This window comes from Lysobacter korlensis (assembly GCF_042434515.1).
Genome location: NZ_JBHLTG010000002.1, coordinates 270,844 through 296,639, shown reverse-complemented (window position 1 = coordinate 296,639; position 25,796 = coordinate 270,844). Strand labels below are relative to the sequence as shown.

21 protein-coding genes are annotated in these 25,796 nt (G+C 69.2%); 15 read left to right on the top strand and 6 right to left on the bottom strand.

The window, feature by feature from the left end:
• Positions 1–725: 725 nt before the first annotated feature.
• Positions 726–1,340: a hypothetical protein gene (locus ACFFGH_RS10580; protein ID WP_386667997.1), complete on the bottom strand. Its 615-nt coding sequence runs from the start codon at positions 1,338–1,340 to the stop codon at positions 726–728.
• Positions 1,341–1,562: 222 nt separating this feature from the next.
• On the opposite strand from ACFFGH_RS10580, the gene ACFFGH_RS10575 reads away from it, so the two are divergent.
• The gene (locus tag ACFFGH_RS10575; RefSeq protein ID WP_386667995.1) at positions 1,563–2,333 is read left to right on the top strand and encodes a hypothetical protein; all 771 of its coding nucleotides are present in this window, start codon (positions 1,563–1,565) and stop codon (positions 2,331–2,333) included.
• Positions 2,334–2,351: 18 nt separating this feature from the next.
• On the top strand, positions 2,352–3,026 hold the full coding sequence (locus ACFFGH_RS10570) for a class F sortase (RefSeq protein WP_386667993.1): 675 nt from the start codon (positions 2,352–2,354) through the stop codon (positions 3,024–3,026).
• 6 nt (positions 3,027–3,032) lie between these two features.
• On the opposite strand, the gene ACFFGH_RS10565 is transcribed toward ACFFGH_RS10570, so the two are convergent.
• Positions 3,033–3,590, bottom strand: a complete 558-nt coding sequence (locus tag ACFFGH_RS10565; RefSeq protein ID WP_386667991.1) for a dihydrofolate reductase family protein — start codon at positions 3,588–3,590, stop codon at positions 3,033–3,035.
• 180 nt (positions 3,591–3,770) lie between these two features.
• Between ACFFGH_RS10565 and ACFFGH_RS10560 the strand changes: the two genes are divergently transcribed.
• The gene (locus ACFFGH_RS10560) at positions 3,771–5,351 is read left to right on the top strand and encodes a sodium-dependent transporter (RefSeq protein ID WP_386667989.1); all 1,581 of its coding nucleotides are present in this window, start codon (positions 3,771–3,773) and stop codon (positions 5,349–5,351) included.
• Positions 5,348–5,515: a methionine/alanine import family NSS transporter small subunit gene (locus tag ACFFGH_RS10555; protein WP_386667987.1), complete on the top strand. Its 168-nt coding sequence runs from the start codon at positions 5,348–5,350 to the stop codon at positions 5,513–5,515. The genes ACFFGH_RS10560 and ACFFGH_RS10555 overlap by 4 nt, the downstream gene beginning before the upstream one ends.
• Positions 5,516–5,523: 8 nt before the next feature.
• Here the strand turns inward: ACFFGH_RS10555 and ACFFGH_RS10550 are convergent, their stop codons facing one another.
• A complete protein-coding gene (locus ACFFGH_RS10550; protein ID WP_386667985.1) occupies positions 5,524–7,797 on the bottom strand; it encodes an ATP-binding cassette domain-containing protein in 2,274 nt (757 codons plus the stop codon).
• Positions 7,798–8,054: 257 nt separating this feature from the next.
• On the opposite strand from ACFFGH_RS10550, the gene ACFFGH_RS10545 reads away from it, so the two are divergent.
• Together ACFFGH_RS10545 and ACFFGH_RS10540 are read left to right on the top strand one after the other, a co-directional pair.
• The gene (locus ACFFGH_RS10545; protein WP_386667983.1) at positions 8,055–8,354 is read left to right on the top strand and encodes a DUF4190 domain-containing protein; all 300 of its coding nucleotides are present in this window, start codon (positions 8,055–8,057) and stop codon (positions 8,352–8,354) included.
• 99 nt (positions 8,355–8,453) lie between these two features.
• Positions 8,454–8,846 carry a VOC family protein gene (locus tag ACFFGH_RS10540; RefSeq protein ID WP_386667981.1) on the top strand — a complete coding sequence of 131 codons (393 nt, stop codon included), beginning with the start codon at positions 8,454–8,456 and terminating at the stop codon, positions 8,844–8,846.
• 29 nt (positions 8,847–8,875) lie between these two features.
• Here ACFFGH_RS10540 and ACFFGH_RS10535 read toward each other — a convergent pair whose 3' ends face one another.
• Positions 8,876–9,259: a hypothetical protein gene (locus tag ACFFGH_RS10535; RefSeq protein ID WP_386667979.1), complete on the bottom strand. Its 384-nt coding sequence runs from the start codon at positions 9,257–9,259 to the stop codon at positions 8,876–8,878.
• A gap of 85 nt (positions 9,260–9,344) precedes the next feature.
• A complete protein-coding gene (locus ACFFGH_RS10530) occupies positions 9,345–10,034 on the bottom strand; it encodes an RraA family protein (RefSeq protein WP_386667977.1) in 690 nt (229 codons plus the stop codon).
• Between the two features lie 169 nt (positions 10,035–10,203).
• On the opposite strand from ACFFGH_RS10530, the gene ACFFGH_RS10525 reads away from it, so the two are divergent.
• The 6 genes from ACFFGH_RS10525 (at position 10,204) to ACFFGH_RS10500 (ending at position 20,601) form a co-directional block, all read left to right on the top strand.
• Complete coding sequence (locus tag ACFFGH_RS10525) at positions 10,204–12,117, top strand: Hsp70 family protein (RefSeq protein WP_386667975.1); 1,914 nt, start codon at positions 10,204–10,206, stop codon at positions 12,115–12,117.
• 24 nt (positions 12,118–12,141) lie between these two features.
• Positions 12,142–14,670, top strand: coding sequence for a LuxR C-terminal-related transcriptional regulator (locus tag ACFFGH_RS10520; RefSeq protein ID WP_386667974.1), 2,529 nt, complete (start codon positions 12,142–12,144; stop codon positions 14,668–14,670).
• Positions 14,671–14,919: 249 nt separating this feature from the next.
• On the top strand, positions 14,920–15,861 hold the full coding sequence (locus ACFFGH_RS10515; RefSeq protein WP_386667972.1) for an IniB N-terminal domain-containing protein: 942 nt from the start codon (positions 14,920–14,922) through the stop codon (positions 15,859–15,861).
• Between the two features lie 98 nt (positions 15,862–15,959).
• Positions 15,960–17,786, top strand: coding sequence for a dynamin family protein (locus ACFFGH_RS10510; protein ID WP_386667970.1), 1,827 nt, complete (start codon positions 15,960–15,962; stop codon positions 17,784–17,786).
• A complete protein-coding gene (locus ACFFGH_RS10505; RefSeq protein WP_386667969.1) occupies positions 17,783–19,771 on the top strand; it encodes a dynamin family protein in 1,989 nt (662 codons plus the stop codon). Before ACFFGH_RS10510 ends, ACFFGH_RS10505 begins: the two co-directional genes overlap by 4 nt.
• A gap of 197 nt (positions 19,772–19,968) precedes the next feature.
• Positions 19,969–20,601: a LysE family translocator gene (locus tag ACFFGH_RS10500; protein WP_386668953.1), complete on the top strand. Its 633-nt coding sequence runs from the start codon at positions 19,969–19,971 to the stop codon at positions 20,599–20,601.
• A 34-nt stretch (positions 20,602–20,635) separates the two neighbouring features.
• Here ACFFGH_RS10500 and ACFFGH_RS10495 read toward each other — a convergent pair whose 3' ends face one another.
• A complete protein-coding gene (locus ACFFGH_RS10495; RefSeq protein WP_386667968.1) occupies positions 20,636–22,105 on the bottom strand; it encodes a DHA2 family efflux MFS transporter permease subunit in 1,470 nt (489 codons plus the stop codon).
• A gap of 316 nt (positions 22,106–22,421) precedes the next feature.
• Between ACFFGH_RS10495 and deoC the strand changes: the two genes are divergently transcribed.
• From deoC to ACFFGH_RS10480, 3 genes are read left to right on the top strand one after another with little or no spacing between them, the layout of a single operon-like run.
• Entirely contained in the window at positions 22,422–23,441 is a 1,020-nt protein-coding gene (gene deoC / locus ACFFGH_RS10490) for a deoxyribose-phosphate aldolase (protein ID WP_386667966.1), read from the top strand.
• A 14-nt stretch (positions 23,442–23,455) separates the two neighbouring features.
• Positions 23,456–24,931, top strand: coding sequence for an aldehyde dehydrogenase family protein (locus ACFFGH_RS10485; protein WP_386667965.1), 1,476 nt, complete (start codon positions 23,456–23,458; stop codon positions 24,929–24,931).
• Complete coding sequence (locus ACFFGH_RS10480; protein ID WP_386667963.1) at positions 24,928–25,794, top strand: aldehyde dehydrogenase family protein; 867 nt, start codon at positions 24,928–24,930, stop codon at positions 25,792–25,794. Before ACFFGH_RS10485 ends, ACFFGH_RS10480 begins: the two co-directional genes overlap by 4 nt.
• The last annotated feature ends 2 nt before the right edge of the window (positions 25,795–25,796 follow it).

Below are 25,796 nucleotides of genomic sequence, written 5' to 3'. Positions count from 1 at the left end.
GCCGAGGAGCTTCTCTGGCGGCCACCGCGCTCCGGAGCGCACTAGCGATGTGGTGCAGGCAGGCCCCGGCAGCCGGAACCGCCACCGCGGTACGCACCGGATCTTGAAGAGCGGGTGCTTGCCGCCAGGGTACGGGTCGCCGCCGACCGGAAACGGGGGAGGGAGACACCGCTCTGGATTCGCGAGCTGGCCGCGCCAGCACACGGAGGGCCGGGAACAGCGGTGACCGAACACGAGCCGGCTTGGCGGCCTCTCGCTACTCGGCTGCGGGCGACTATCGCGTTGGGCCGACGGCCTTGCGGGTTGACGTGCGAACGATCGTTGTCTCCGTGCGCGTGCTGCCGTCACACACTTGCCACACACTCTCGTGCCGAATCACACAGTAGGTGACATGAGTCTGCATGAAATGAAGCGCACGGCGTCCCGCGTAGACGCTGGTCAACGTGCCGGAACTGCCTGGATTCACGGCCAGGAATGGAACTGGAGCCTCTGACAGGGGGTCAGGGGTTCGAGTCCCCTCAGGTCCACGAATGAGAAGAGCCGCCCGACAGGGCGGCTCTTCCCATTCGTGCAGCCGAAGGATCGAGAAGCCCTTCGCGGGCCCACAAGCTGGGCGCGCGAAGCGTGTTCAGCTTGGGGCGTCGAGTCCCCTCAGGTCCACGAATGAGAAGAGCCGCCCGACAGGGCGGCTCTTCTCGTTCTGCGCGAATCGGCCCGACCCCGCCTCAGTCGTGCTCGACCCAGCAGACCAGTACCGCGGAGGCCACCGCATACGCGGCGTCATGCCGGCTCTGTGTGCCCTTCACGCCCAGCTCGTCCGGCAGCGCCGTGGCGTCGACGAGGAGCGTCTTGCCGTCGCGGAGGAATGCGACGACGCCGTCGCCGGTCGAGAATGCCGGCAGCCCCAGGCTCGCGAGTCCCTCGATCTCCCTGGTGCTGCCGAAGCCGTCCCGCAGCTCGGCGAAGTGCTCCTCGCCCGTCGGCAGGTCGGTGGCGTCATGGACCGAGAGCACCAACGGCATCCCGTCCACCTCGTACGTGCAGTTGAACATCGGCGCATCCCACCCGGACGTCGGCGAGGGGTCGTCGGCGAGGGCGAGGATCTCGCGCACAGCCGCAACAACCTGACCGGCGCAGATCATCTGGGCGGCCTCCGACGGTCCTTCGGCGTTCCCGGCGTGGTGCCCTTCGTGCTCCGATCCGGGCATCACCGCGCCGTCGGGCATGGTGTGGGATGCCTCAGGCTCAGCGTTCTCCGGGACGACGGCGGCCGACGATGCGCAGCCGGTCAAGAGCAGCGAGGCGACCGCGATGCCGGCCAGCCAGGTCGTGCGATTCATCGTGTCTCCACATCCGTCGGAAATCGTGCCCTGGTGATTCGTCGGCCGAGGACGAAGCGTTTGGTCGTGCTCCGATCCGGAATGGAGCGCGGTTGTTGCACGTCGCGTTCCTGAGAGTTCTCCCGTCTCGCCAAACGACGCACCGCAAGGCTCCGAACCCGCTTCGTGAAACGCGAGAGGCCCAAGATCTGGGCTTTGGACAATGCCATTGGAGGCATACCCATGAAGAAGAAGATGCTCTTGCTCCCTCCAGCCCTGGCCATGGGCATGATCGCGCTGTCGGCGGCGCCGGCGATGGCCGACCATGCCGAGGGCATGTACGGAGTGACCCTCAACGAGCTCAACAGCAGCGGTGCTACAGGTGAAGCGTGGATCGAGGTGGTCGGCTCCGAGGCGACGGTCACGCTGACCGCGTCGGGCCTGGCCGAGGAGTTCGACGGCAACCCGTATCCGCACGTGCAGCACATCCACATCGGCGCTCAGGGGCTCTGTCCCGACATGGACGCGGACGAGAACGGCGACGGCATCATCTCCACCACCGAGGGCGGCCCGTCCTATGGCGACATCGGCACGACGCTGTCGGTCGGCGATGGCAACAAGGAGCCGGACGCCGGAGTGAATCTCGAGGTCGCGCCTGCCGGCTCGACGATCGAGTACGAGGAGACCTTCGAGCTCAACGAGGCCACGCAGGACGCGCTCGCTGACGGGACCGCCGTCATCGTGGTGCACGGCCTCGACCCGGCGACACAGCCTGAGGGCGCGACGGAGCCGAGCGACCTGGTTCCCGAGCTGCCCCTGGCGGCGACCTCCCCGGCTCTCTGCGGGACCCTTGAGATGCAGCCTGCCGGCGGCGCTGACACCGGTGTGGTGACCGCGGCAAGCTCGACCGACGGTGGCTCCGCGACCAGCATGCTCGCCCTGGGTGGCGCGCTGGTCCTCGCCGCAACCGGTGGAGCGTTCGTGCTCGGTCGTCGCGTCAAGGCGACCAAGTAACGGTTTCCGCTCTCGATGATGTCCACCGATACGGGTCGCCACCTCCGCCTCACGGCGGGGGTGGCGGCTCTCGTCCTTCTTTTGACCGGTTGCGGTGCGACCGCTCAGCAGCCCCAGGCGGAGACCACCTCGACCGCGGCGCCGAGTCCGGAACCGACGCGGACGGCCTCGCCCGAGCCAGAGCCAGAGCCCTCGCCCGAGCCCGATCAGCCGCCCGAGGTCGAGCTCGCTCTGGACCGGTCCAAGCCGGTGAAGCTGAGCATCCCGAAACTCGACGTCGACTCCGAGCTGATCGAGACCGGTCTCCGGGACGACGGCACCCTCGAGGTCCCGCCCGGCGATGAGGGATCGCCGGCCAGCTGGTACACGGGGTCGCCGACGCCGGGATCAGCTGGGCCGTCGGTGCTGCTCGGACACGTCAACTCGCTGTCCGATCCGAGCGGCATCTTCTACCGGATCCGTGAACTGGCAGCCGGCGACCGGGTGACGGTGACCCGTGAGGACGGGTCCACCGCGATCTTCGAGGTGTACCGCAACGAGTCGTTCGTCAAGGATCAGTTCCCGACCAAGGAGGTCTACTTCCCGGTCAGGGGCGCGGAGCTGCGCATGATCACCTGCGACGCGTACGTGGCGTCGGCGCGACTCTACGAGAACAATCGGGTCGTATTCGCGAAGCTCGTGGAGACTGCGTAGCAGCGTTCAGGGGAGAACGTCGTAGACGGCCTTCACCACACCGTTCGAGTACGCCTCGTGCTCGGTCAGCCGCAGCCGCGCCTTGATCCCGACCGAATCGTCGAACAGGCGCTTGCCCGTACCGAGGACCACGGGGAACACGAGGAGGTGGAACCGGTCCACGAGGCCCGCGGCGACCAGGCTCTTCACCAGGCTGCCGCTGCCGTGCACCAGGATGTGGCCGCCGTCGGCGGCCTTCAACGCCGCAACGTCATCCAGCGAGCGGAGCACGGTGGTGTTGTTCCACTCGGGGTCGGAGAGGGTGGCCGACACCACATACTTCGGCATCGCGTTGTACTCGGCGAACTCCTCCATCTGCGGCCAGACCGGTGCGAACTCGTCGTAGCTTCGCCGGCCGAGAAGCAGCGCGGTCGCCTCCTCCTGCTCGCGGCCCTTGATCTCGTAGGCCGACTCGTCGAACTGCACGTCCTTGAACGTCCAACCGGCGTGCGGGTGGGGGCCGCCGCCGGGAGAGTCGATGACGCCGTCGAGGGAGATGAACTCGGTGACGATGATGGTGCGCATGATGTGGCTCGCTTCCGTTGAATCGGTTCCTTCGATAGGGCGTCGAACGGGAACCAACCGGATCGACATCGACGCAGGAATTCTCCGAGAACGGCAAGGGGTCACCCGAACCGCTTCGCCCTCGCCGGAATCCGCTGGTACCGTTCCTGCAGGGTTCATCGGTATCGGAGGAGTTGCCGCATGTCGACGCCAGCAGAACGTGCAGCGGCGCGCCGGCCCAGGGAGCAGTGGACCGGGCAGGCGGGGTTCATCCTGGCAGCGATCGGGTCGGCCGTCGGCCTCGGCAACATCTGGCGGTTCCCCGGAGTCGCCTACGAGAACGGCGGCGGGGCGTTCCTCATCCCATACATCGTCGCGCTGATCACCGCGGGAATCCCGATCCTCTTCCTCGACTACGCGATCGGGCACCGCTTCCGCGGGTCGGCCCCGCTCAGCCTCCGCCGCCTCGGCGGCAAGGGGCTGGAGTCGCTCGGCTGGTTTCAGGTCGCCATCGCGTTCGTGATCTCCCTGTACTACACGGCGGTCATCGCGTGGGCGCTGAGCTACTTCATCTTCTCCTTCGACCTGCGCTGGGGCGACGATCCCGCCGGATTCTTCCAGGGCGAGTACCTGCAGGTCAGCGATCCTGGCGTCAGCCTGCAGTTCGTGCCCGGCGTGCTGATCCCACTGGCGATCGTCTGGATTGCGACGCTGCTCGTGCTCGGCGCGGGCGTCGCGAAGGGGCTGGAGCGGGCGAACGTGATCTTCCTGCCCATCCTGGTTCTCGCGTTCCTCGTGCTCGTCATCCGCGCCCTGTTCCTGGATGGCGCGACCGAGGGTCTCAACGCACTGTTCACGCCGGACTTCGCGGCCCTCGGCAACCCGAACGTCTGGATCGCGGCGTACGGTCAGATCTTCTTCTCGCTGTCGATCGCCTTCGGCATCATGATCACCTATGCGTCGTACCGCCGTCGGCGTTCGAACCTCACTGCCCCGGGTCTCGTCGTGGCGTTCGCGAACTCGTCGTTCGAAATCCTGGCCGGCATCGGCGTATTCGCGACCCTCGGCTTCTTCGCGTTCCAGCAGGGCATCGCGGTGGGGGAGCTCGAGGGACTCACCGGTGTCGGGCTGTCGTTCGTGACGTTCCCCGCGATCGTCTCGCAGATGCCGGGCGGCCCGCTGTTCGGTGCGCTCTTCTTCGGGTCGCTGACGCTCGCCGGCTTCACGTCCCTGCTCTCGGTGCTGCAGGTGGTCTCGGCGGGGGTGCAGGAGAAGTTCGGACTCACACGGGTGAAGGCGACGCTCGGGATCGGCGGGGCGGCCGCGGTGCTGTCGATCCTCCTGTTCTCCACCACGACGGGGCTGATCGCGCTCGACGTCGTGGACAACTGGTCGAACAACATCGGGATCGTCGCGTCGGCGGTGCTCACGACGGTCCTCGTGATCTGGGTGCTGCGGAAGGGCCCGGAGCTCCAGCATCACCTCAACACCGTCTCGACCTTCCAGCTCGGCCGCACCTGGGTCGTGCTGGTCGGCGGGCTGGTGCCGGTGCTGCTCGGCTACATGCTCGTGTCGCGCATCGTCGCGCTCGCCGTCGAGGGCTACGAGGACTACCCGGTCGGCTATCTGGGCGTCTTCGGTTGGGGCACCATCGGCCTGATCGTCGCCGCGGCGGTGCTCCTCCCGTTCGTGCGATGGCGATCGCACCGTGAGCCGTTCACCGCCTGGCCGCCCTTCGACCGGAGCGCCGTCACGGCGACGCGGAACGGGGGCCGGCGATGACCCCGATCGCGATCGTCTTCCTGGTGCTCGCCGTGCTGGTGGTGTGGGGCGGACTCGTCGCGAGCCTGGTGTTCCTCCGGCGCAGGCCCGAGCGGGCCGGCTATCCGGAGGGGGGAGTCGACGACCACCGGGACGACGAGGCTCCGCCGATCCGCGACACCTGACGGCCCGCCTACACCGCCCCGACGTACTCCGCGAGGTGCTGACCCGTGAGCGTCGAGCGGTCGGCGACGAGCTCCGCGGGGGTTCCCTCGAAGACGACCCGGCCGCCGTCGTGTCCGGCACCCGGCCCGAGGTCGAGGATCCAGTCGGCGTGCGCCATCACCGCCTGGTGATGCTCGATGACGATCACCGACTTGCCGGCGTCCACCAGGCGGTCCAGCAGCCCGAGCAGCTGCTGCACGTCGGCGAGATGCAGGCCCGTCGTGGGCTCATCGAGCACGTACACGCCACCCTTCTCCGCCATGTGGATGGCGAGCTTCAGCCGCTGACGCTCGCCGCCCGACAGGGTGGTCAGCGGCTGCCCGAGCGTGAGGTAGCCGAGCCCGACGTCCGCCATCCGGTCGAGGATCGCGTGCGCTTGTGGCGTGCGGACGCGGGAACCGAAGAAGTCCTCAGCGTCCTGCACCGACATCGCGAGCACCTCGCTGATGTCCTTCCCCCCGAGCTTGTACTCCAGCACCTCCGCCTGGAACCGTCTGCCCTCGCACAGCTCGCAGACGGTCGCGACCCCCGCCATCATGGCCAGGTCGGTGTAAATCACGCCGGCACCGTTGCAGTTCGGGCAGGCGCCCGCGGAATTGGCGCTGAAGAGCGCGGGCTTGACACCGTTCGCCTTCGCGAACGCCGATCGGATCGGGTCCAGCAGACCTGTGTAGGTCGCCGGGTTGCTGCGCCGGGACCCCCTGATCGCTGACTGATCGACCGACACGACGTCGGCACCCTTGGGAATCGAGCCGTGGATCAGCGAGCTCTTGCCGGAGCCGGCGACGCCGGTGACCACCACGAGCACGCCCAACGGCACGTCGGCATCCACGTTCTGGAGGTTGTGCCGAGTCGCGCCCCGGATCGCGAGCTTGCCAGTTGGGGTTCGCACCGTCGGCTTCAGCGCAGTGCGGTAGCCCAGGTGTCTGCCCGTCAGCGTGTCGCTCTCGCGCAGCGCGTCCACGGTGCCGGCGAAGCAGATCTCGCCTCCCTCCGACCCGGCGCGGGGTCCCAGGTCCACGACGTGGTCGGCGATATTGATCGTCTCGGGCTTGTGCTCCACCACGAGCACGGTGTTGCCCTTGTCTCGGAGGCGCTGGAGCAGGTCGTTCATCCGCTGGATGTCGTGCGGGTGCAGCCCGATCGTGGGCTCGTCGAAGACGTACGTGACGTCGGTCAGGCTCGAGCCGAGGTGACGGATCATCTTGGTGCGCTGCGCCTCGCCGCCCGACAGGGTTCCGGAGGGGCGGTCGAGGCTGAGATAGCCGAGCCCGATCTCCACGAAGGAGTCGAGGGTCTGCCGCAGCGTCGCGATGAGCGGGGCGACGCTCGGCTCATCGATGTCGCGCACCCACTCGGCGAGGTCGCTGATCTGCATGGCGCACGCGTCCGCGATGTTGATCCCGTCGATGCGCGATGCGCGTGCTGCCTCGTTCAGGCGAGTGCCGCCGCAGTCCGGACAGGTCGTGAAGGTGACCGCGCGGTCGACGAACGCCCGGATGTGCGGCTGCATCGCCTCCTTGTCCTTCGTGAGGAACGACTTCTGCACCCGCGGCACGAGGCCCTCGTAGGTCATGTTGATCGTGGCGATCTTGACCTTGACGGGCTCTTTGTACAGGAAGTCGTGGAGTTCCGTCTCGGTGAACTCGCGGATCGGCTTCGCCGGATCGAAGAACCCGGACTCGGTGAAGATGCGCACCTGCCAGCCGTCGACGTTGTAGCCGGGGATTGTGAGTGCGCCGTCGGCGAGCGACTTGTCTCGGTCGAACAGTTCGTCCAGGTCGATGTCGGTCACGCTGCCCATGCCCTCGCACCGCGGGCAGGCGCCGTTGGGGAGGTTGAAGCTGTAGTAGAACGAGGGTCCGGCGGAGGGGACCCCGAGTCGGCTGAATATGATCCGGAGCATGGCGTTCGCGTCCGTCGCCGTGCCCACCGTCGACCGCGAGTTGGCGCCCATCCGCTCCTGGTCGACGATGATCGCAGTGGTCAGGCCCTCGAGCAGATCGACGTCCGGCCGGGAAAGGCTCGGCATGAACCCCTGGACGAACGCGCTGTACGTCTCGTTGATGAGGCGCTGTGACTCGGCGGCGATCGTGCCGAACACGAGCGAGCTCTTGCCCGAGCCGGAGACGCCTGTAAAGACCGTGAGGCGTCGCTTCGGAAGCTCCACGCTGATGTTCTTGAGGTTGTTCTCGCGGGCACCGGAGACGCGGATCAGATCATGAGTGTCGGCGGCATGCATCCCGCCACGGTAGCGCGAACCGGTGACAGGGGCTGTCCGCGATCGCGAGCGCCGCACAGGCCGGTGCTGCCGCTCGATCCTCATCGCGGTAGGCGCAACCACTGGAGGTCAGGGGTTCTCAGGTAAGCATCAGGCTTCGCTCAGCCCCTTGAGGGCGGCGGCTCGGCGGTGCTATCCCATTGGGTACCCGAAACCTCTACCCGAACGAGGTTGCTTCACCCCGCGCTCCTGCGCGTTCGAACAGGAAGGCCATTCCGATGACCCACAGTTCCGCCCCCGCCACCACGTCCAGCGCGACGACGTCGTCGAAGACCCTCGGGATCATCTCCCTCGTCTGCGGCATCGTCAGCGTCGTGCTGTTCCTCTTCCTGCCGATCATCTGGCTCATCGTCGGCATCGTCGCCGTGGTGCTCGGCTTCATGAGCCGCCGGCGTGAGCCCGCCGCTCAGACGCTCGCGCTCTGGGGGATCATTCTCGGCTTCGTCGGCATCGCGCTGAACCTGGCGAACATGATCTTCACGGCCGTGCTCGTTTCACAGGTGATGGGCAACGCCTGATCCGCATCAGACGCGGCCGATGCCGGTCGACACTGCAACCGGCTGCGCGGAGGGGAGCGCCGCTTCCCCTCCGCCGCGGTCCGGTCGTAGGGTGCTGGCATGGAGCCGCGGGTCTTTCCGATCATCAACTGCGCCGACATCCTGAACACCCGCTCCTTCTATCAGCGGGTGTTCGGCGCCGAGCAGGTCTACCAGTTCCCGGACGAGGGAGACCCGGTGTACCTGTCGCTGGCGGTCGGCGGCGGCCACATCGCGCTCGGTGTCGGCACCGGCCCGGCCATGTACGGTGCGACGCCGCTGCCGGCCACCGGGCACGCGGTCGACGTGTGCGTCTACGTGCCGGATCTGGACGGGGTGCTCGAAGCGGCCCCCGAGCACGGCGGCACGCTTGCCGTGCCGGCGACCGACACGCCGTGGGGCGAGCGGGTCGCCTACGTGCGCGACCCGGAAGGCACCATGCTGCTCGTCATCCAGGAGGACCCGGACGACTGAAGCCGGCCGCCTTCCCGGCGGGAGGTGGATCAGCGGCGGTGCTTGCCCTGGTCCGGGTTCACGTCGGGGTCGACCTTGTCGGCCCTCTGCAGGTGCTCGTCGACCTTGGCCCGCACCCCGTTCGCCTCGTTCTGACGCTCCGCGCCCTCGCGGCTCAGCCGTTCGGCGCGCACCTTGGCCGCCTGCGCGTCGGCCTCCGCGCGCTTGGCCTCAGCCTGCACGCGGGCCGCCTCGGCTTCGCGCTCCCGGGCGGCCAGGTCGGTCTCCTGCGCCTCCGCGCGGATCTCGGCGGCCTTTCGCCGGTTCGCGTCGGTGCGAGAGGTGCCGCGCTTCCCGAGGAAGATCACGACCCCGATGATGACGGCGACCACGACGATGGCCACGATGATCCAGATCAGCACATTCGTATCCATGACGACTCCTCTCGTGTCGGCACGAGTCAATCGCGGATCAGCAGCGGAGAACCGAACGCACAGGAGGTTGTCGGCTCGCGGGGGCTCACACTTCGATGGCGCTGCCGAGTTCGAGCAGGTGCTGGCGCAGGGTGAGCTGGGGATCCTGAGCCTGGCGCCGCCGGTACCCGGCGAAATCGAGCTGCTCGCGGAGGCTGGCGCCAGCGGCCATCCGGTCTGCCTGCCTGGACTCCGTCTGCAGGATCCCGGCAGCGAGCTTCAAAATCTCGTCGCGCCGCTCCGGACCGACGAACAGCACCCCATCGTCGTCCGCGACCACGAGATCCTCCGCTGTGACGGGCACGCCATCGAGCACCGCGGAACGCATCGGCCGCCCGGCCGGCGGCACCCGCAGCGGGCCGAGCGGGCACGCTCCGCGGCTGTACACGGGCAGGCCGATCTGCCGGAGCTGCGCGGTGTCGCGGTGGCGTCCCCAGACCACAAGCCCAGCGAGGCCGGCGAGCTTCGCCTCCAGCACGACGAGATCCCCGACGCACGCCTCGTCGTCGCGCCCGCCATTGTCGATCACGAGGACACTGCCGGGCGCCGCGTCGTCGATCGCGTCGAGGAAGACGTCGACGCTGCCGAGGTGCGTGACGGGCTGTGCCATGCCGGAGAACGCTGCGCCGGATGTCACCGGAAGGAGCGTGACCGGTGCGAGCCGGACGGGCACACGCAGCCGTAGGGCTGCGTCGGCGACCGCCGCGGTCGGCGGCTGGTTGGGGGAGTGCTCCATGAGGTTCTCCTTCGCGGGGTGAGTGCGCCCCCACCGTGGGGGCGCGCGGTGTCCACCTAATAACCCACATTGAACATCGTATTAAGCCCCCTATCTCGTACCCCCCGAAGGTGTTACCGTAAGCCGCCTGAGGGGTCAGTGAAGATCCCTCAGTTGGAGGGGTACCCGAATGCCGTATGCGCTTGGCGTCGATGTTGGAACGAGCTTCACAGCCGCAGCGATCTCGCATCACGCGGCGGACGGCCAGGTGACGCGCAGGGTGCTCAAGCTGGGACAGCGCACCGACTCCATTCCCTCCGTCGTGTTCTTCGGCGACGACGGCCGGCTGCTGGTCGGAGAGGCGGCGGAGCGACGGGGGCTGGAGCATCCCGACCGGCTCGTCCGCGAGTTCAAGCGGCGGATGGGGGATGACGTCCCGATCATCGTCGGAGAGCAACTCGTCCCTCCGCAGGACATTCTGGCCGCGATCGTCCGCTGGGTGGTGGACCGTGCGGAGGAACGGGAGGGCGAGGCGCCGGCGGGCGTGACGCTGACCCACCCCGCAGGCTGGGGCCGCTACAAGACCGGCCTCATCCGGGAGGCCCTCGACCGGGTCGGGCTCCCCGAGGTCGCGCTCATCAGCGAGCCGGAGGCCGCCGCGCTGCACTATGCCACCGAGGAGCGCGTGGAGGCGGGGAGCCTCGTTGCGGTGTACGACCTCGGCGGCGGCACCTTCGACATCGCGCTCCTTCGGAAGACCGGCACCGACTCCTTCGAATCGATCGGCCGGCCCGCTGGACTCGAGCGGCTCGGCGGCGCGGATTTCGACGAGGCGGTGTTCCGTCACGTCCTCGCGAACATCGGGGAGGCCGTCGCGGACCTGGACGCAGAGGACCCCTCGGTGCTGATGGCACTCAGCCGGCTTCGCCGGGAGTGTGTCGAGGCGAAGGAGGCGCTCTCCTTCGACAGCGAAGCGTCGATCCCCGTGCTGCTGCCGGGGGTCCAGCGCCAGGTCCGGCTGGTGCGCTCAGAGTTCGAGCGGATGATCGAGGACGACCTCGGCGAGACCGTCGCCATGGTCGTGCAGGCGACCGAGGCCGCGCGTGTCGAGCCCTCCGAGCTCACGGCGATCCTGTTGATCGGAGGCTCGTCGCGAATTCCTTTGGTGGCAGAGCTGCTGTCGGCCGAGCTGCGGCGGCCGATCGCCATCGACGCCGACCCGAAGGCGTCGATCGCGCTGGGTGCCGCATTCGCCGCTGGCGCACCGCTCGCCGCGGCCGCGAGTGCGGCAACGGAGGCCGCCGCCGACGAGCCGGAGACGGCGGTCCAAGACATCACGTCGGATGCGCCGCTGCGCGGACGGTTCGGCGGGGCGTTCACCGCGGACGGGCGCGGCCATGTCTCACCGCCGCGCCACCCTGTGAAGCTCATCGGCACGGCGGCCGCCGTCGTCGCGGGACTGTTCATCGTGGCGGGTCCCGGCTCGCCCGTCTCGGTCGGCTTGAGTGCGCTGCTGTCCACCGAGACCGGCTCGAAGGAGTCGCCGAGTCGCGGTCTCGGATTCGGCGACGGGGCGAGCCCCGCGAACGCCGATACCGGGGCGCAGCCCGATGCCGGGCCCGGTGAGGCGGACACCGTTCTGGATGAGGACGGCCCCGGCGGGGGCGGCTCACCCGCAGAGCCGGTGAAGTCGCTCGGGGACACGCCCACGGCGGACAGCACCGACTCGCCGTCGGCGAGCCCGGATCCCACGGCGAGCCCGGATCCCACGGCGAGCCCGGATCCCACGACGACCCCGAAGCCGTCGACGACCCCGAAGCCGACCGCGACGCCGAAGCCGACCGGCACCGCGACGCCGACGCCGACCCCGACCCCGGATACCACCCCGACGCCGACCCCGACCCCGACGCCCGACCCGACCCCGACCCCGACGCCCGACCCGACCCCGACGCCCGACACCACCCCAGAACCGCAGCCTGATCCAGCGCCCGCTCCCGATCCGGCGCCGGCGCAGGACCCGGCACCCGCGACTGATCCGCCACCGGCGACTGACACGCCACCGGCTCAGACGGGAACAGAGCCTGCGGCTGGAACGGCGGCGTGACGAGTGGCTTCGGACTGGTATACGATGACCGGCCCCATCACCACCCTCCGCGGAAGCACCGCGACCGAACTCCTCGCTGAAGTCGCGACCGCACGCAACTCGCGCCTCATCGCCGCGGTGTCCGGCGCCGGAGGTTCCGGCAAGACGGTCCTCCTGCACGACATCGAAGCCGAGTTCCGCGCGGTGGGGGTGCCGGTGCATCGTCCGGACCGGAACATCGAGCACCTGGACTTCGCCGCCGGCGCCATGCTGGTGGACGACGCGCACGACCTCAACGAGGCTGCACTCACGCGCATCCACTCGCTGGTCGGCCGCGAAGACCTCAACCTCGTCGTCGCCTACCGCCCGTGGCCGCATCCGCCGGCGCTCCGGCGTCTCGCGGGGGCGCTGGAGCAGCACCGGCCCGCCGTCGTCCTCGGTCCCCTGTCGCGGATGGAGATCGCGAACGCCGCTGCGGCGGTGATCGGTGCGGCACCCGCCCCGGCGCTCGTGGATCAGGTGTGGAATCAGACAGGCGGGATGCCGTGGCTCGTCCACCGGATGCTGCGGACCCTGCAGGACGAGGGGGCGGAGCCCGGCGCCGAGTCGCACATGCTGAGGCGCATCATGCAGCGGCTCGGGTTCGAGCTGTCGGAGCTGGAGCCGGAGCTGCACGAGCTGCTGCTCGCCATCGCCGTCGGCTTCGATCTGTCAGAGCACGTGCCCGCCGCGCTGCGCTTCGATGAGCGGCACATCGACGAACTGGTCGCCGAGGCGCAAGGCAAGGGGCTCCTGCTGCCGGGCGGCGAAGTCGTGCCGGTGGTCCAGCGTGCACTGCTCGAGACGACGCCGGCGTACCACGTGCGCTCGTTCCAGGTGGCACTGGTCGACACGATGCAGCAGAAGCGGCGGTCGCTGGAACCCGTCGCCCGCCGCCTGGCGCAGGACGGCCTCCAGGACTCCCGGATCGCCGAGAGCCTCGTCCGCTCCGCCGATCATGTGCTGGCGAGCCAGCCGGAGCTGGCCTCCGTGCTCTACGACGAGGCCCAGGCGGCCGGCATGGACGGGCGCTCGATCGCCGCACGCCGAGCCCAGGCCGCGGCGGCGTCGGGTGAGCTCGGCAGGGCGGGACAGATTCTGGATGACCTGTTCGAGAGCGACGAGGTGCCTGACGTGCGGCGGGCCGTCGACACGTTCGCAGCCGTGTGGGCTCAACGCGGGATGCTTGCGCACAGTGCAGAGACGTACCGCTGGCTCGGAGCGGAGAAGGTCCGGGCATCCGCGCCGCTCGCCGCGATCGCCATGATCGGCACCGGGGACCGGGAAGGCGCCGAACGGATGCTGTCGTCGGCGCCCGTCGCCGGGACGCCGACGCTCCCTTCGGTGGCGGTTCGGCTGATGGGTGAGGGGGTGCGAGCCTCCATCGACGGGAGCGCGAGCGGCGCGCTTCCGACCCTGATCCGCGCCTCCGACATCATGACCGCGGCGGGTGTCGCGCTTCCGCTGCCCGACTCGCCTGCGGCACTTGCCGCGCTCGTGGCGCTCAGAAGCGGCGAGCTGGCGGTCGCCGGCTCCGTGCTCGACGCGGCGCTGAAAGGTGAGCAATGCGGCCCCGCGGCACGGCCCCGGCTGCTTCTGCTCAGGGCCTGGGTCGCGATGCAGGAGGATCGGCCAGACCAGGCGCGCACCGCCATCGTCGCGGCGACGGCAGCGGCGGGGGAGCTGTTCCCGCGTGACGAGCTGTTCCTCCGCGCCCTCGAGGTGGGCCTCGCGCGGCGCGGGGATGACGCTCCGGCGCTGGTTCGCGCCTGGCGCCGCGCTCGGGAGAGCATCCTGCATGTGCCGGTGGACCTGTTCGATCTGCTGCCGCTCGAGGAGCTCGTGGTCGCGGCGGCACGGATGCGCGAGTCGCACCGGCTGGAGTCGCACCTGACGGAGGCCTGGGCGCTGCTGCGGCGCCTCGGCGACCCGCCGCTCTGGGCGGTGCCGCTCCATTGGGCCTCGGTCCAGGCAGCCATCCTCACCGACCGTCCGGGGGATCTCGCGCCGCACGCCGCCGCACTGGTGCGCGCCTCGTCGGAAAGCCGCACCGCGTCCGTGCTCGCCGCAGCCGGGCGCGCCTGGGTCACGGTCCTGGGCGGCAAGTTCGTGCCCGCAACCGTGGAAGCCGCCGCCCGCGGACTCGCGCTGGTCGGTCTGACGTGGGACGGATCCCGCCTCGCCGGCCACGCGGCCGCACACGCGGAGGACCGCCGTGATGTCGCCCGGCTGCTCGCGTGCGCCCGCGATCTGCACCCCGGATCGAAGCGACCCGACTCCGGGCAGGACAGCACGGAGCCGGCCGAGGCGGCAGTTGAGTCGATCACCGGCGATGCAGTGCTCAGCCGGCGGGAGCGCGAAGTGGCCCGGCTGATCCTCGACGGCAAGAACTACCGCGAGATCGGCGAGGCCATCTTCATCTCCCCGCGCACCGTTGAGCATCACATTGCACGGATCCGCAGCCGGTTCGACGTGAAGAGCCGATCCGAGCTGCTCGACCAGCTGCGGCTGGCGCTCGGCGACGAGACCGCGTAGCGACTCCTGCGGGCGGGGGCGACCCCGCATCCCCCCGTTGTGTGCGTGGTTCCGCGCGTTCACGAAGTCGACCCCGAACGCGCCGATCCCCGTTCCCCCTAACGCCGGCTCGCCCCGAACCCCTATCGGGAGGCACGCGGATAGGGGGCTGACCGCCGATGTGACGGGTGGTCCCGCGGCCATAGCTTGGCGGAGCCGGCCCCCACTCGGCACAACCCCGAAGAAACCCCAGATCCGTTAGGACCACTCATGAATGTGACATCCGCACTGCTCGACTTTCTGATGAACCTGCTCCGGAACCCCGAGGCAGCCGCCGAGTTCCGGGCCAACCCGGACGCGGCGCTCGAGAAGGCCGGCCTCGGCAGCGTGTCCACCGAGGACTGCGACGCGGTCATGCCGGTCGTGCTCGACTACGCCCCGGTCATCGGCGACCGCGACTACGACACCGGCGGCAACAAGACGGACGGCGGCAACGCCGGCGGCGGCGGCCACCACGGCGGCGGCCACCACCCTGCCCCCTCGGTCGGCAGCGGCGGCAACTCGGCCGGCGGCGACCACGCCCACGCGGTGCAGCAGATCGAGTACATCGTCAAGAATTACTCCTACACCACCACCGACGACCGCGACACGATCGTCGACCAGTCGGTCAACCAGAACATCTGGGCGAACGGCGACGTGACGCAGCTGTTCGACAACGACTCCGTGGTCGCGTCCGGTGACCACGCCGTCGCGGCCGGGGACGACGCCTGGGTCGACCAGTCCACGGACAACTCGGTCGACGTCGATGTGGATCTCGAGGCGGACGGTGACATCAACATCGGCAACGACAACTCGACGAACGACTCCTACAACAAGGACGTCGACATCGACGACTCGTTCAACGAGGACAACGACGTCACGGTGACGGAGGACAACGACGTCACGGTGACGGAGGACAACGACAACATCCACAAGGAAGACAACGACGTCATTGTCAAGGACAACGAGGTCAACATCGGGAACGAAGACAACGACACCATCACGAAGGAGGACAACGACATCGTCGTGAAGGACAACCAGGTCGAGGTCATCAACGACAGCGTCGTGCTCGAGGACAACACGTTCGAGTACACCGAAGACAACGACGTCATCCTCAAGGAGAACGAGGTCAAGGTCGAGATCGAGGACAACGTCATCGTCCCCGGTTTCTAAATCACCCGAGTAGAACGGCCCGACCGGAAGCGCCCCCCTCTTCCGGCCGGGCCGTTCTTCGGTGTTCACTGGGTACGCCGGGATGCAAGGGAGCACACGTGGCGAATCTCGTTCAGCTGGTCGAGCAGGGCATCGCCCTCGTCGGAGAGGGCGATCGTCCCGACCTCGGCCGGCGACTGGAGCAGACGCGGCAGCGGCTGCTCGATTCGAGCGTCCGGGTGATCGTGGTCGGCGAGTTCAAACAGGGCAAGAGCCAGCTGATCAATGCGCTGGTGAACGCGCCGGTCTGCCCGGTGGACGATGACATCGCCACCTCTGTTCCCACGGCCGTCCGGTACGGGGAGCCCCCGTCCGCCGTGCTCGTCGTGCCGAAGGAGGGCGCCGGATCCGAGACCGACACGGCTGTGGAGCGAAGGCCGGTCAGCATCGACGACGTCGCCGGCCACGTCTCCGAGCGCGGCAACCCCGGCAACAGGGAGCAGCTCATCGCCGCCGAGGTGTTCCTGCCGAGGAAGGTCCTCGCGGGCGGCCTGACGATCATCGACTCGCCCGGCGTCGGCGGCCTGGACTCGGCGCACGCGCTCACCACTCTGACCGCCCTGCCCACCGCGGATGCCGTGCTGCTCGTCTCCGACGCATCCCAGGAGTACACCGAGCCGGAGATGCAGTTCCTCCGTCAGGCGATGCGCATCTGCCCGAACGTCGCCTGCGTGCTCTCGAAGACGGATCTGTATCCGCATTGGCGGCAGGTGGCGGACATCGACCAGGCTCACCTCGACAAGATCGCCGCAGGCATCGCGCTCTTCCCGGTGTCATCCGACCTCCGCCTCCAGGCCGCACGATCGAACGACGTCGAGCTCAACGCGGAGTCCGGGTTCCCGGAGCTCGTCGCGTATCTCCGCAGAGAGATCGTCGGCCAGGCGGAGCGACTGCAGGAACGATCGGTCGCGCAGGATCTGCTCTCCGTCACCGAGCACCTGAGTCTCGCCCTGCAGTCAGAGCTGAGCGCGCTGACCGATCCCTCGAGCACCGCAGCCGTGATCGCGGAGCTGGAGGCGGCGAAGCAGAAAAACGACGAGCTGCGCCGGCGCTCCGCCCGATGGCAGGTGACCCTGAACGACGGCATCGCCGACCTCATCTCCGACATGGAGCACGACCTGCGCGACCGGATGCGCGCGATCCAGCGGGACGCCGACGAGGCCATCGAGCGCGGCGACCCCGGTCCGGTCTGGGAGCAGATGGTCGACTGGATGGAGCAGCGGATCGCCGCCGGTGTGTCGGACACCTTCATCTGGACCAACGAGCGGGCGCGCTGGCTTTCGGAGCGCGTGGCCGAGCATTTCGCTCAGGATGACGTGGCTCTGCCGGTGCTGCACGTCGACAACACGGACGAGGTGCTCGACTCCGTCGAGATCGTGCCGATGCTCGACGAAGGACTTCTCGGTCCGATGGAGAAGATGTTCATCGGGTTGCGTGGATCCTACGGAGGGGTGCTCATGGTGGGCCTCGTCACCACGATCATCGGCATGAGCCTGATCAACCCGTTCTCCATCGCGGCCGGCGTCGTGATCGGGCGGAAGGCCTACCGGGAGGACAAGGATGCGCGCCTGAAACGGCGCCAGGCTGAGGCGCGGGCCCTCGTCCGCAGGCAGCTCGACGACGTCGTGTTCCAGGTCGGGAAGCAGCTCAAAGACCGGTTGCGATTCGTCCAGCGCGCCACCAGGGACCACTTCACCGAGATCGCCGACGAGCACTCGCGGTCCCTCGGCGACTCCGTGCTCGCCGCGCAGAAAGCCGCCAGCATGTTCACAGCCGAGCGCGAGCAGCGGATGAAGGAGATCCGCGCCGACCTCAAGCGGGTCGAGGAGCTGCGTAAGCAGGCGCCGGTGCGCGCAGCCGAAGCAGTGCCGGCGGGCCGGGCGTGACCTCGGCCACCGACACCCGCCCCGCGGGCACGGTCGCCGACCTCGTCGAGCAGGCCAAGGAGGTCTACGCCGACGATGCTGAAGCCCGCGCTGCACTGGCGAGCTATGCACGGCGTCTCGACGAGCCACTGCGGGTGGCCATCGCGGGGATGGTCAAGGCCGGCAAGTCGACGCTGCTCAACGCCATCATCGGGGAGGAGATCGCGCCGACGGACACGGGCGAATGCACCAGGGTGGTCACCTGGTACCGGTATGCCGACACGCCACGCGTCACCCTCCGGTCAGTCGCGGGGGAGAGCCGGCTGCTTCCCATCCGCCGGGTCGACGGGCGGCTGGCGCTCGACCTCGACGGCACGCGGGCCGAGGAGGTCAGCAGGCTGGTGGTCGACTGGCCGGCGAAGAGCCTGCGTGAGGTCACCCTCATCGACACCCCCGGCATCGCGTCCCTGTCGCACGACGTCTCTGCGCGGTCGCACGGGTTCCTGACACCGGAGGGTGGGCCGTCCGAGGCGGACGCCATCATCTACCTCATGCGGCACCTGCATGCCGCGGACATCAACTTCCTGGAGTCGTTCCGCGACGCGGCGGTCGGGCAGTCCGGCACGGTGAACGCCATCGCGGTGCTCTCCCGCGCGGATGAGATCGGGGCGGGGCGGATCGACTCGCTGGTGTCGGCGCGCGGCATCGCGGCCCGGTACCGGAGCGACGGAGCCCTCCGCAAGCTCGCCCTGGGGGTGGTGCCGATGGCGGGGCTCCTTGCCCAGAGCGCGCGAACGCTCCGCGAAGCGGAATACGCGGTGCTGCTCGAGCTGGCCGCGCTCGGACGGGACGAGCGTGAGGCGCTTCTCGTCTCGGTGGATCGGTTCATCCGGCCGACCCCCGTGCTCGGCTCCGATCCCGAGGCGCGGGCGCAGCTGCTGAGCCGCTTCGGGTTGTTCGGCATCCGCCTGGCGTGCGTGCTGCTGCGCACCAGCGTCCGCGACTCCACCGAGCTCGCGCACGAGTTGGCACGCCGCAGCGGCCTCGGTGAGCTGCTGCGGCTGCTCGACGCTCAGTTCCACGCGAGGGCGAAGGACTTGAAGGAGCGGACCGCCCTCGTCGGGGTCGACGCGCTCGTGCGGCGTCGTCCCCGCGCCGGGTGCGAGCGGCTGGCCGAATCGATCGAGCGGATCCAGGCGAGCGCGCACCAGTTCCGCGAGCTGCAGCTGCTGGCGACGGCACGCACCGATGGTCTGGGGTTGCCTGCGGAGCTGCAGGCCGAGGCCGAGCGGCTCATCGGGGGAGAGGGGGTCGCGGCGGCGAGCCGCCTCGGTCTTCCCGAGGACGCCGCCCCAGAGGAGATCCGTGCCGCGGGGGCCACCAGCCTGCGGCGCTGGCGGACGCTCGCCGTCAACCCGCTGACCGACCGCGCCACCGCTGAGGTATGCGAGGTGCTGGTGCGCAGCTGCGAGGCCGCGGTGGCCCGGGCTGCGGAGGGGACGCCGAGGAGCTCGCTATGGCTGCCGATCGCCGCGGAGCCAGCGTCCGGCGCCGGGGAGCAGCGCGACGACCGCGGCGATGCCCGCGAGCAGCAGCTGAGCGGCGAGCAGCATGCGCAGGTAGAGGCCGGCGTCGCCCAGCGCAAGGAACGCGTCGGCGGCCACGGCGACCCCCGCGTGCGCGAACAGGAAGAGCAGGAGCACCCAGCGGATCACACGGCGCCGGTTCATCACCAGACGCAGCAGCAGCGCCTCCACCACGATGACAAGGACGAGGCCGCCCATGCAGGCCCAGTAGGCAACCTGGGCCGCCCGCTCAAGCGTGCTCTCAGTCTCGTCGGGCATCAGGTCGGCGATCAGCTCCTGCAGCTCGTCCAGCTGCGCCGCCCGGGCAAGGAAGGCGAGGCCGATCGCGAGGAAGCCGACGACGAAGCTCGCGACCCACAGGGAGCGGGAAGCGGTGATCGAGGCCGGCGGCGGGGTGGGGGGCTTGATCGGCGCGGGTGAGGCGTTCGAGATCGGCGGCCGCGGTGGCGGGGCGGGCGGTGTCTCGGGTCGTGCCGGTCCCACCTGCTTCGACCCGAAGCGGTCGGAGATCCCGGCCTCGCCAGTGTCCTCAGCCATGTACGTAGGGTAGTGGGCAACCCTCGATTCGCCGCGAGCCCGTGACCGGGGGGCGGTGCCAGACTGATGCGGTGATCTCGATGGCATCGCTCGGCCTCTTCGTCGCCGCCAGCATCCCGCTCATCCTCGCGCCCGGACCGTCGGTCGCCTACATCCTGGCGATGACACTCCGGTCGGGGCGCTCCACCGGGCTCGCGTCGACGTTCGGCATCGAGGCGGGATATCTGGTGCATGTTGCCGGCACCGTGCTCGGTCTCTCGGCGCTCATCGCGGCGAGCGCTGAGGCGTTCACCGTCGTGAAGATCGCGGGCGCTGCATACCTGTTCTGGCTCGCCTGGCGGTCCTGGCGCAGCCGGACACCGGGGACGCTCGGGGCCTTGACCGCGACGGCGGCTCCGGCACGGGGTCTGCGCTCTGCGTTCCTCCGCGCCGTTCCGATCGGCATCCTGAACCCAAAGACCGCGATCTTCTACCTCGCCTTCCTGCCGCAGTTCGCCGATCCGGCCGTGGGTCCGGTGTGGCTGCAGCTCATCGTGTTCGGGCTGCTGTTCATCGCGCTCGCCACGGTGTTCGATTCGATGTGGGCCATCTTCGGCGGGGCGCTCACCGGGCTGTTTCCGAGACTCCGCCTGATGGTTGTGGAGCGCTTCTCCGCGGGTGTGCTGGCCGCGCTGGCGGTCTTCTCCCTCACCGCCCGCCGCGCGCCCGCCTGACCCGACCTCGATCGGCTCGGAGAAGCAGGACGGGTCAGTGTCCTCCGCCGTGGTGGCCGTCGGAGGTGTCGACCGGCTTGCGGATGAAGAAGCCGAGCACCACCGCGGAAAGGGAGATGACCGCACCGCACAGGAATGCGGCCCGGACGCCCGCCGCGGTCGCAGCGACATCCTCCGTGCCGCCAGGGGACACCGAGCCGGCCACGATCGCCAGCACGGCGATGAACAGCGCGGTGCCGGCGGCCCCGGCGAGCTGCTGCAGGGTCCCCACGGTGGCGCTGCCGTGCGAGTACAGGTGCGGCGGCAGGGCCCCGAGCCCGGCACTGAAGAGCGGGGTGAACAGCAACGCCAGGCCCATGCTCAGGACCACGTGGGCGGCGACGAGCAGCACCACCGGGGTGTTCTGCCCCACCATCGACAAGCCGAACAGCACGCCGCTCACGAGGACCGCCCCCGGCAGCACCAGGACCTTCGGGTTGAGCCGGTCGTAGAGCCGTCCGACCACCGGTCCGAGCAGGCCCATGAGGAGACCGCCGGGCAGCAGGATCAGCCCGACGCTGATCGGCTCGAGGCCGAGCACGTTCTGCATGTAGATCGGCAACACGATGATGGTGCCGAAGAGGGCGATCATGCTCGCGCACAGCATCGCGATGGCGAACGTGAAGTTGCGCTCCGTGAAGGTGCGCAGATCGAGCAGCGCCCGCTCGGCCCGCTGCAGCCGCAGCTGCCTGATGATGAAGAGTGCGAGCGTTACCGCGCCCACGCCCGCGGCGGTCACCGCGACGCCGGCACCGCCGACGCCGTCCGGCTCGCCGAGCCCGCTCAGCCCGAACACGAGACCGCCGAACGCGATCGCTGAGAGCACCACCGAGAGGATGTCGAGCGGCAGCCGCCGAGGCGTGGTGACGTTCTGAATCCGCCGGCCCCCGATCAGCAGCGCCGCGAGTGCGATCGGGAGCACCAGCCAGAAGATCCATCGCCAGTCGAAGACGCTGAGGATCAGTCCCGACACCGTCGGGCCCAGTGCCGGCGCGACCGAGATCACGATGGAGATGTTGCCCATGACCACGCCGCGCCGTGCCGGCGGAACCAGGTTCAACACCGTCGTCATGAGCAACGGCATCATGATGGCCGTGCCACTGGCCTGCACCACTCGCCCGACGACCAGCATCTCGAAGCCGGGCGCCGTCGCGCAGACGAGCGTCCCGGTCGTGAACAGGCCCATCGCCGCGAGGAACAGCGCGCGCGTCGAGAACCGCTGGATCAGGAAGCCGGTCACCGGGATGACGACCGCCATGGTGAGCAGGAAGGCCGTCGCGAGCCACTGGCCGGTGGTCGGCTGGATCCGCAGATCCTCCATCAGCCGGGGGAGGGCGACGTTCATGATCGTCTCATTGAGGATCACGACGAACGCCGACACCAGCAGAATGGTGATGACGAGCTTGTCTCGAGCCGGCAGCCGCACCGGCTGGGGCTTCTCCGTTTCGAGGAGTTCTTCGGTCACTTGGGTCCTTGTCTGTGCACGCGAACGGGACACGTTCCGCGGCGTCGCGATTGCTGAGAGAGGGGCGCCCCGCCCGCGTGCCGACGCGGTGTGCTGGTCGGCAGGTCAGGCTGGCGGCGGTCTGATCGGGGTGGACGGCGATCAGGCGGTGCTCAGAGCATCTGACCATCCTGTCAGGCCGACCCGTCTGTGGGAAGAAGATCATCGGCCATTCGCCCACGGCATACTGCCACGCCCGGCGAGCGGCCGGAGGGCCGGTGCGGGATACTGGTCGTTACGCCTCTCGCGGGGTGAACCGGAAAGGGAGGAGAGTCCGGTGACTCTCAAAGACACGCCAGCAACCACGCTCGCCAAAGTGGACCGTGCGGGGAAGATCGTCGGCGGAATCGTCAACGACTCGAGTCTTCGCCGCTACCTCGAGGGGATCCCGGGGATCGACGCGGTCGGGCTGGAAGCACGGGCCGGGAGTTTCGGGACCCGGTCGATCAAGACCACCTCGAAGGCGTGGGCACTCGACCGGATCATCGAGCTGATCGACCTGACCACGCTCGAGGGCGCGGACACTCCGGGGAAGGTGCGCTCGCTGGTCGCCAAGGCGCTGCTGCCGGACCCGACCGACCCGGCCTGCCCACGCGTCGCCGCCGTCTGCGTCTACGGCGACATGGTGCCGTACGCCGTGGAGGCGCTCGGATCGGCGCACTCCGCCGGACGTGACGACGGCATCAACGTGGCCGCCGTCGCGACCGCGTTCCCGAGCGGGCGGGCGTCGCTCGACATCAAGCTGCGTGACACCGCAGAAGCGGTCGCCGACGGGGCGGATGAGATCGACATGGTCATCGACCGCGGGGCGTTTCTCGCCGGCCGCTACAGCACGGTGTACGAGCAGATCGCGGCGGTGAAAGAAGCCTGCCGCCGTACAGACGGCAGCTACGCCCACCTGAAGGTGATCCTCGAGACCGGTGAGCTCGCCACGTATGACAACGTGCGTCGCGCCTCCTGGCTCGCCATCCTCGCCGGCGGCGATTTCATCAAGACCTCCACCGGCAAGGTGTCGCCCGCCGCGACCCTGCCGATGACGCTCCTCATGCTCGAAGTCGTCCGCGACTGGCACCGTCTCACCGGCGAGAAGATCGGCGTGAAGCCGGCGGGCGGGATCCGCGCCGCCAAGGATGCGGTGCGGTACCTCGTCGCCGTCGCCGAGACGGTCGGCGAGGAGTGGCTGGACCCGCACCTGTTCCGCTTCGGCGCCTCCAGCCTGCTGAACGACGTGCTGCTGCAGCGTCAGAAGGTTCGCACCGGCCATTACTCCGGCCCCGACTACGTCACTCTCGACTGACAAGGACCGCTCTCATGTCATTTCTCGACTACGCCCCCGCTCTGGAATCGGCGTCGATCCTGAAGCTGAAGTCCGACTACGGGCTGTTCATCGACGGCGACTTCGTCGACGGGAACGGCACGCCGTTCCCCACCATCAACCCCGCCACCGAGGAGCACCTCGCCACGATGCAGTCGGCGGACGAGGCGGACGTCGACCGGGCGGTTCAGGCGGCCCGTGCGGCCTACGAGAACGTCTGGTCGAAGCTGACCGGCTCCGAGCGATCGAAGTACCTCTACCGCATCGCCCGGCTCGTGCAGGAGCGGAGCCGTGAGCTGGCGGTGGCGGAGACCGTCGACAACGGCAAGCCGATCAAGGAGACCCGCGACTTCGACATCCCGACGGTCGCCGCGTGGTTCTTCTACTACGCGGGGTGGGCGGACAAGCTCGACTACGCCGGGATGGGTCCGAACCCGCGGGCGCTCGGTGTCGCCGGGCAGGTGATCCCCTGGAACTTCCCGCTCATGATGCTGGCGTGGAAGATCGCCCCGGCGCTCGCCGCGGGCAACACCGTCGTGCTGAAGTCGGCCCCGACCACACCGCTCACCGCGATCCTCTTCGCCGAGATCCTGCAGCAGGCCGACCTGCCGCCGGGTGTCGTCAACATCATCTCCGGCGGCGGCGCGACCGGTCAGGCGCTCGTCACCCATCCCGACGTGAACAAGGTCGCGTTCACCGGCTCGACGAACGTCGGCCGCCAGATCGCGCGCGGCGTCGCCGGGACGTCGAAGAAGCTCACCCTCGAGCTCGGCGGCAAGGGTGCGAACATCGTGTTCGACGATGCGCCGATCGACCAGGCGGTCGAGGGCATCGTGTCCGGGATCTTCTTCAACCAGGGCCAGGTCTGCTGCGCGGGATCGCGGCTGCTGGTGCAGGAGAACGTGCACGACGAGGTCGTTGAGCGGCTGAAGCTCCGCCTCTCGACCCTGCGCCTGGGGAATCCGCTGGACAAGAACACCGATGTCGGCGCCATCAACTCCGCGCAGCAGCTGAAGACCATCACGACGCTCACCGACATCGGCGTGGAAGAGGGCGCCGACCGATGGAGCGCCCCGTGCGAGCTGCCCGCGAAGGGCTTCTGGTTCGCACCGACGATCTTCACCGGAGTGTCCACCAGCTCCCGGATCGCACGCGACGAGATCTTCGGTCCGGTGCTGTCGGTGCTGACCTTCCGCACCCCCGACGAGGCAGTGGCCAAGGCCAACAACTCGCCCTATGGGCTGTCGGCCGGCATCTGGAGCGACAAGGGATCCCGCGTCCTCGCGATCGCCGACAAGCTTCGTGCCGGCGTCATCTGGACGAACACGTTCAACAAGTTCGACCCGACGTCGCCGTTCGGCGGCTACAAGGAGTCCGGGTACGGCCGCGAGGGCGGTCGGCCGGGGCTCGCCTCCTACCTGCAGCCGGCGCCCGCCGCGCTGCGCATCCCCGCGAACGGATCAGACCAGTGAGCCGCCTGCCAATTCTGAAGACCTACAAGCTCTACATCGGCGGGGCGTTCCCGCGCAGCGAGTCGGGCCGGTCGTACATCGTCAACGCCGAAGACGGCTCGTTCGTCGCGAACGCCGCGTGGGCGTCCCGCAAGGATGCCCGGGATGCGGTGCGTGCGGCCCGTGCCGCGATGGGCTCCTGGGCGGGCGCGTCGGCCTACAACCGCGGTCAGGTGCTGTACCGCATCGCGGAGCTGCTCGAGGGACGGCGCGAGCAGTTCGTGGCGGAGATCATGGAGGCGGAGGGCGTCTCCCGCGCCGCGGCGTCCGAGCAGGTCGACGCGGCGATCGACCTGTGGGTCTGGTACGCAGGCTGGACGGACAAGGTCGCCCAGGTCGCGGGGAACGCCAACCCGGTCGCAGGGCCCTACTTCAACCTGACCGTGCCTGAGCCCACGGGCGTCGTCGCGGTGCTCGCACCGCAGCACCGCGTCGCGACGCTGCTCGGCTTCGTCAGCGTCGTGGCGCCCGCGCTCGTCACCGGCAACACCGTCGTGGTCGTCGCGAACGAGGTCGCGCCACTGTCGGCGATCACCCTCAGTGAAGTGCTCGCCACCAGCGACGTGGCCGGGGGAGTCGTCAACGTGCTGACCGGCCCGGTCGCGGAGCTCGCCCCGTGGCTCGCCGCGCACGCCGACGTCAATGCGCTGGACCTGTTCGGCGCGGCCGGCCTGGATTGGGTGGAGTACGAGATCGCCGCGGCGGACACCGTGAAGCGGGTGGTGCGCCCGGATGGCGGTGCGGACTGGGCGGCCGGGTCCCTGGAGCGCATCCTGGCCTTCACCGAGACGAAGACGGTCTGGCACACCAAGTCGGTGCTGTAAGC

Excerpts from the sequence above, each read along its gene's own strand:
- ACFFGH_RS10555 (WP_386667987.1), top strand. The coding sequence starts at position 5,348 with ATGACCCCGATCGCGATCGTCTTCCTGGTGCTCGCCGTGCTGGTGGTG.
- ACFFGH_RS10485 (WP_386667965.1), top strand. The coding sequence starts at position 23,456 with ATGTCATTTCTCGACTACGCCCCCGCTCTGGAATCGGCGTCGATCCTG.
- ACFFGH_RS10580 (WP_386667997.1), bottom strand. The coding sequence starts at position 1,340 with ATGAATCGCACGACCTGGCTGGCCGGCATCGCGGTCGCCTCGCTGCTC.
- ACFFGH_RS10535 (WP_386667979.1), bottom strand. The coding sequence starts at position 9,259 with ATGGATACGAATGTGCTGATCTGGATCATCGTGGCCATCGTCGTGGTC.
- ACFFGH_RS10525 (WP_386667975.1), top strand. The coding sequence starts at position 10,204 with ATGCCGTATGCGCTTGGCGTCGATGTTGGAACGAGCTTCACAGCCGCA.
- ACFFGH_RS10520 (WP_386667974.1), top strand. The coding sequence starts at position 12,142 with ATGACCGGCCCCATCACCACCCTCCGCGGAAGCACCGCGACCGAACTC.
- ACFFGH_RS10515 (WP_386667972.1), top strand. The coding sequence starts at position 14,920 with ATGAATGTGACATCCGCACTGCTCGACTTTCTGATGAACCTGCTCCGG.
- ACFFGH_RS10560 (WP_386667989.1), top strand. The coding sequence starts at position 3,771 with ATGTCGACGCCAGCAGAACGTGCAGCGGCGCGCCGGCCCAGGGAGCAG.
- ACFFGH_RS10570 (WP_386667993.1), top strand. The coding sequence starts at position 2,352 with ATGTCCACCGATACGGGTCGCCACCTCCGCCTCACGGCGGGGGTGGCG.
- ACFFGH_RS10550 (WP_386667985.1), bottom strand. The coding sequence starts at position 7,797 with ATGCATGCCGCCGACACTCATGATCTGATCCGCGTCTCCGGTGCCCGC.
- ACFFGH_RS10545 (WP_386667983.1), top strand. The coding sequence starts at position 8,055 with ATGACCCACAGTTCCGCCCCCGCCACCACGTCCAGCGCGACGACGTCG.
- ACFFGH_RS10540 (WP_386667981.1), top strand. The coding sequence starts at position 8,454 with ATGGAGCCGCGGGTCTTTCCGATCATCAACTGCGCCGACATCCTGAAC.
- ACFFGH_RS10500 (WP_386668953.1), top strand. The coding sequence starts at position 19,969 with ATGGCATCGCTCGGCCTCTTCGTCGCCGCCAGCATCCCGCTCATCCTC.
- ACFFGH_RS10575 (WP_386667995.1), top strand. The coding sequence starts at position 1,563 with ATGAAGAAGAAGATGCTCTTGCTCCCTCCAGCCCTGGCCATGGGCATG.
- ACFFGH_RS10530 (WP_386667977.1), bottom strand. The coding sequence starts at position 10,034 with ATGGAGCACTCCCCCAACCAGCCGCCGACCGCGGCGGTCGCCGACGCA.
- ACFFGH_RS10565 (WP_386667991.1), bottom strand. The coding sequence starts at position 3,590 with ATGCGCACCATCATCGTCACCGAGTTCATCTCCCTCGACGGCGTCATC.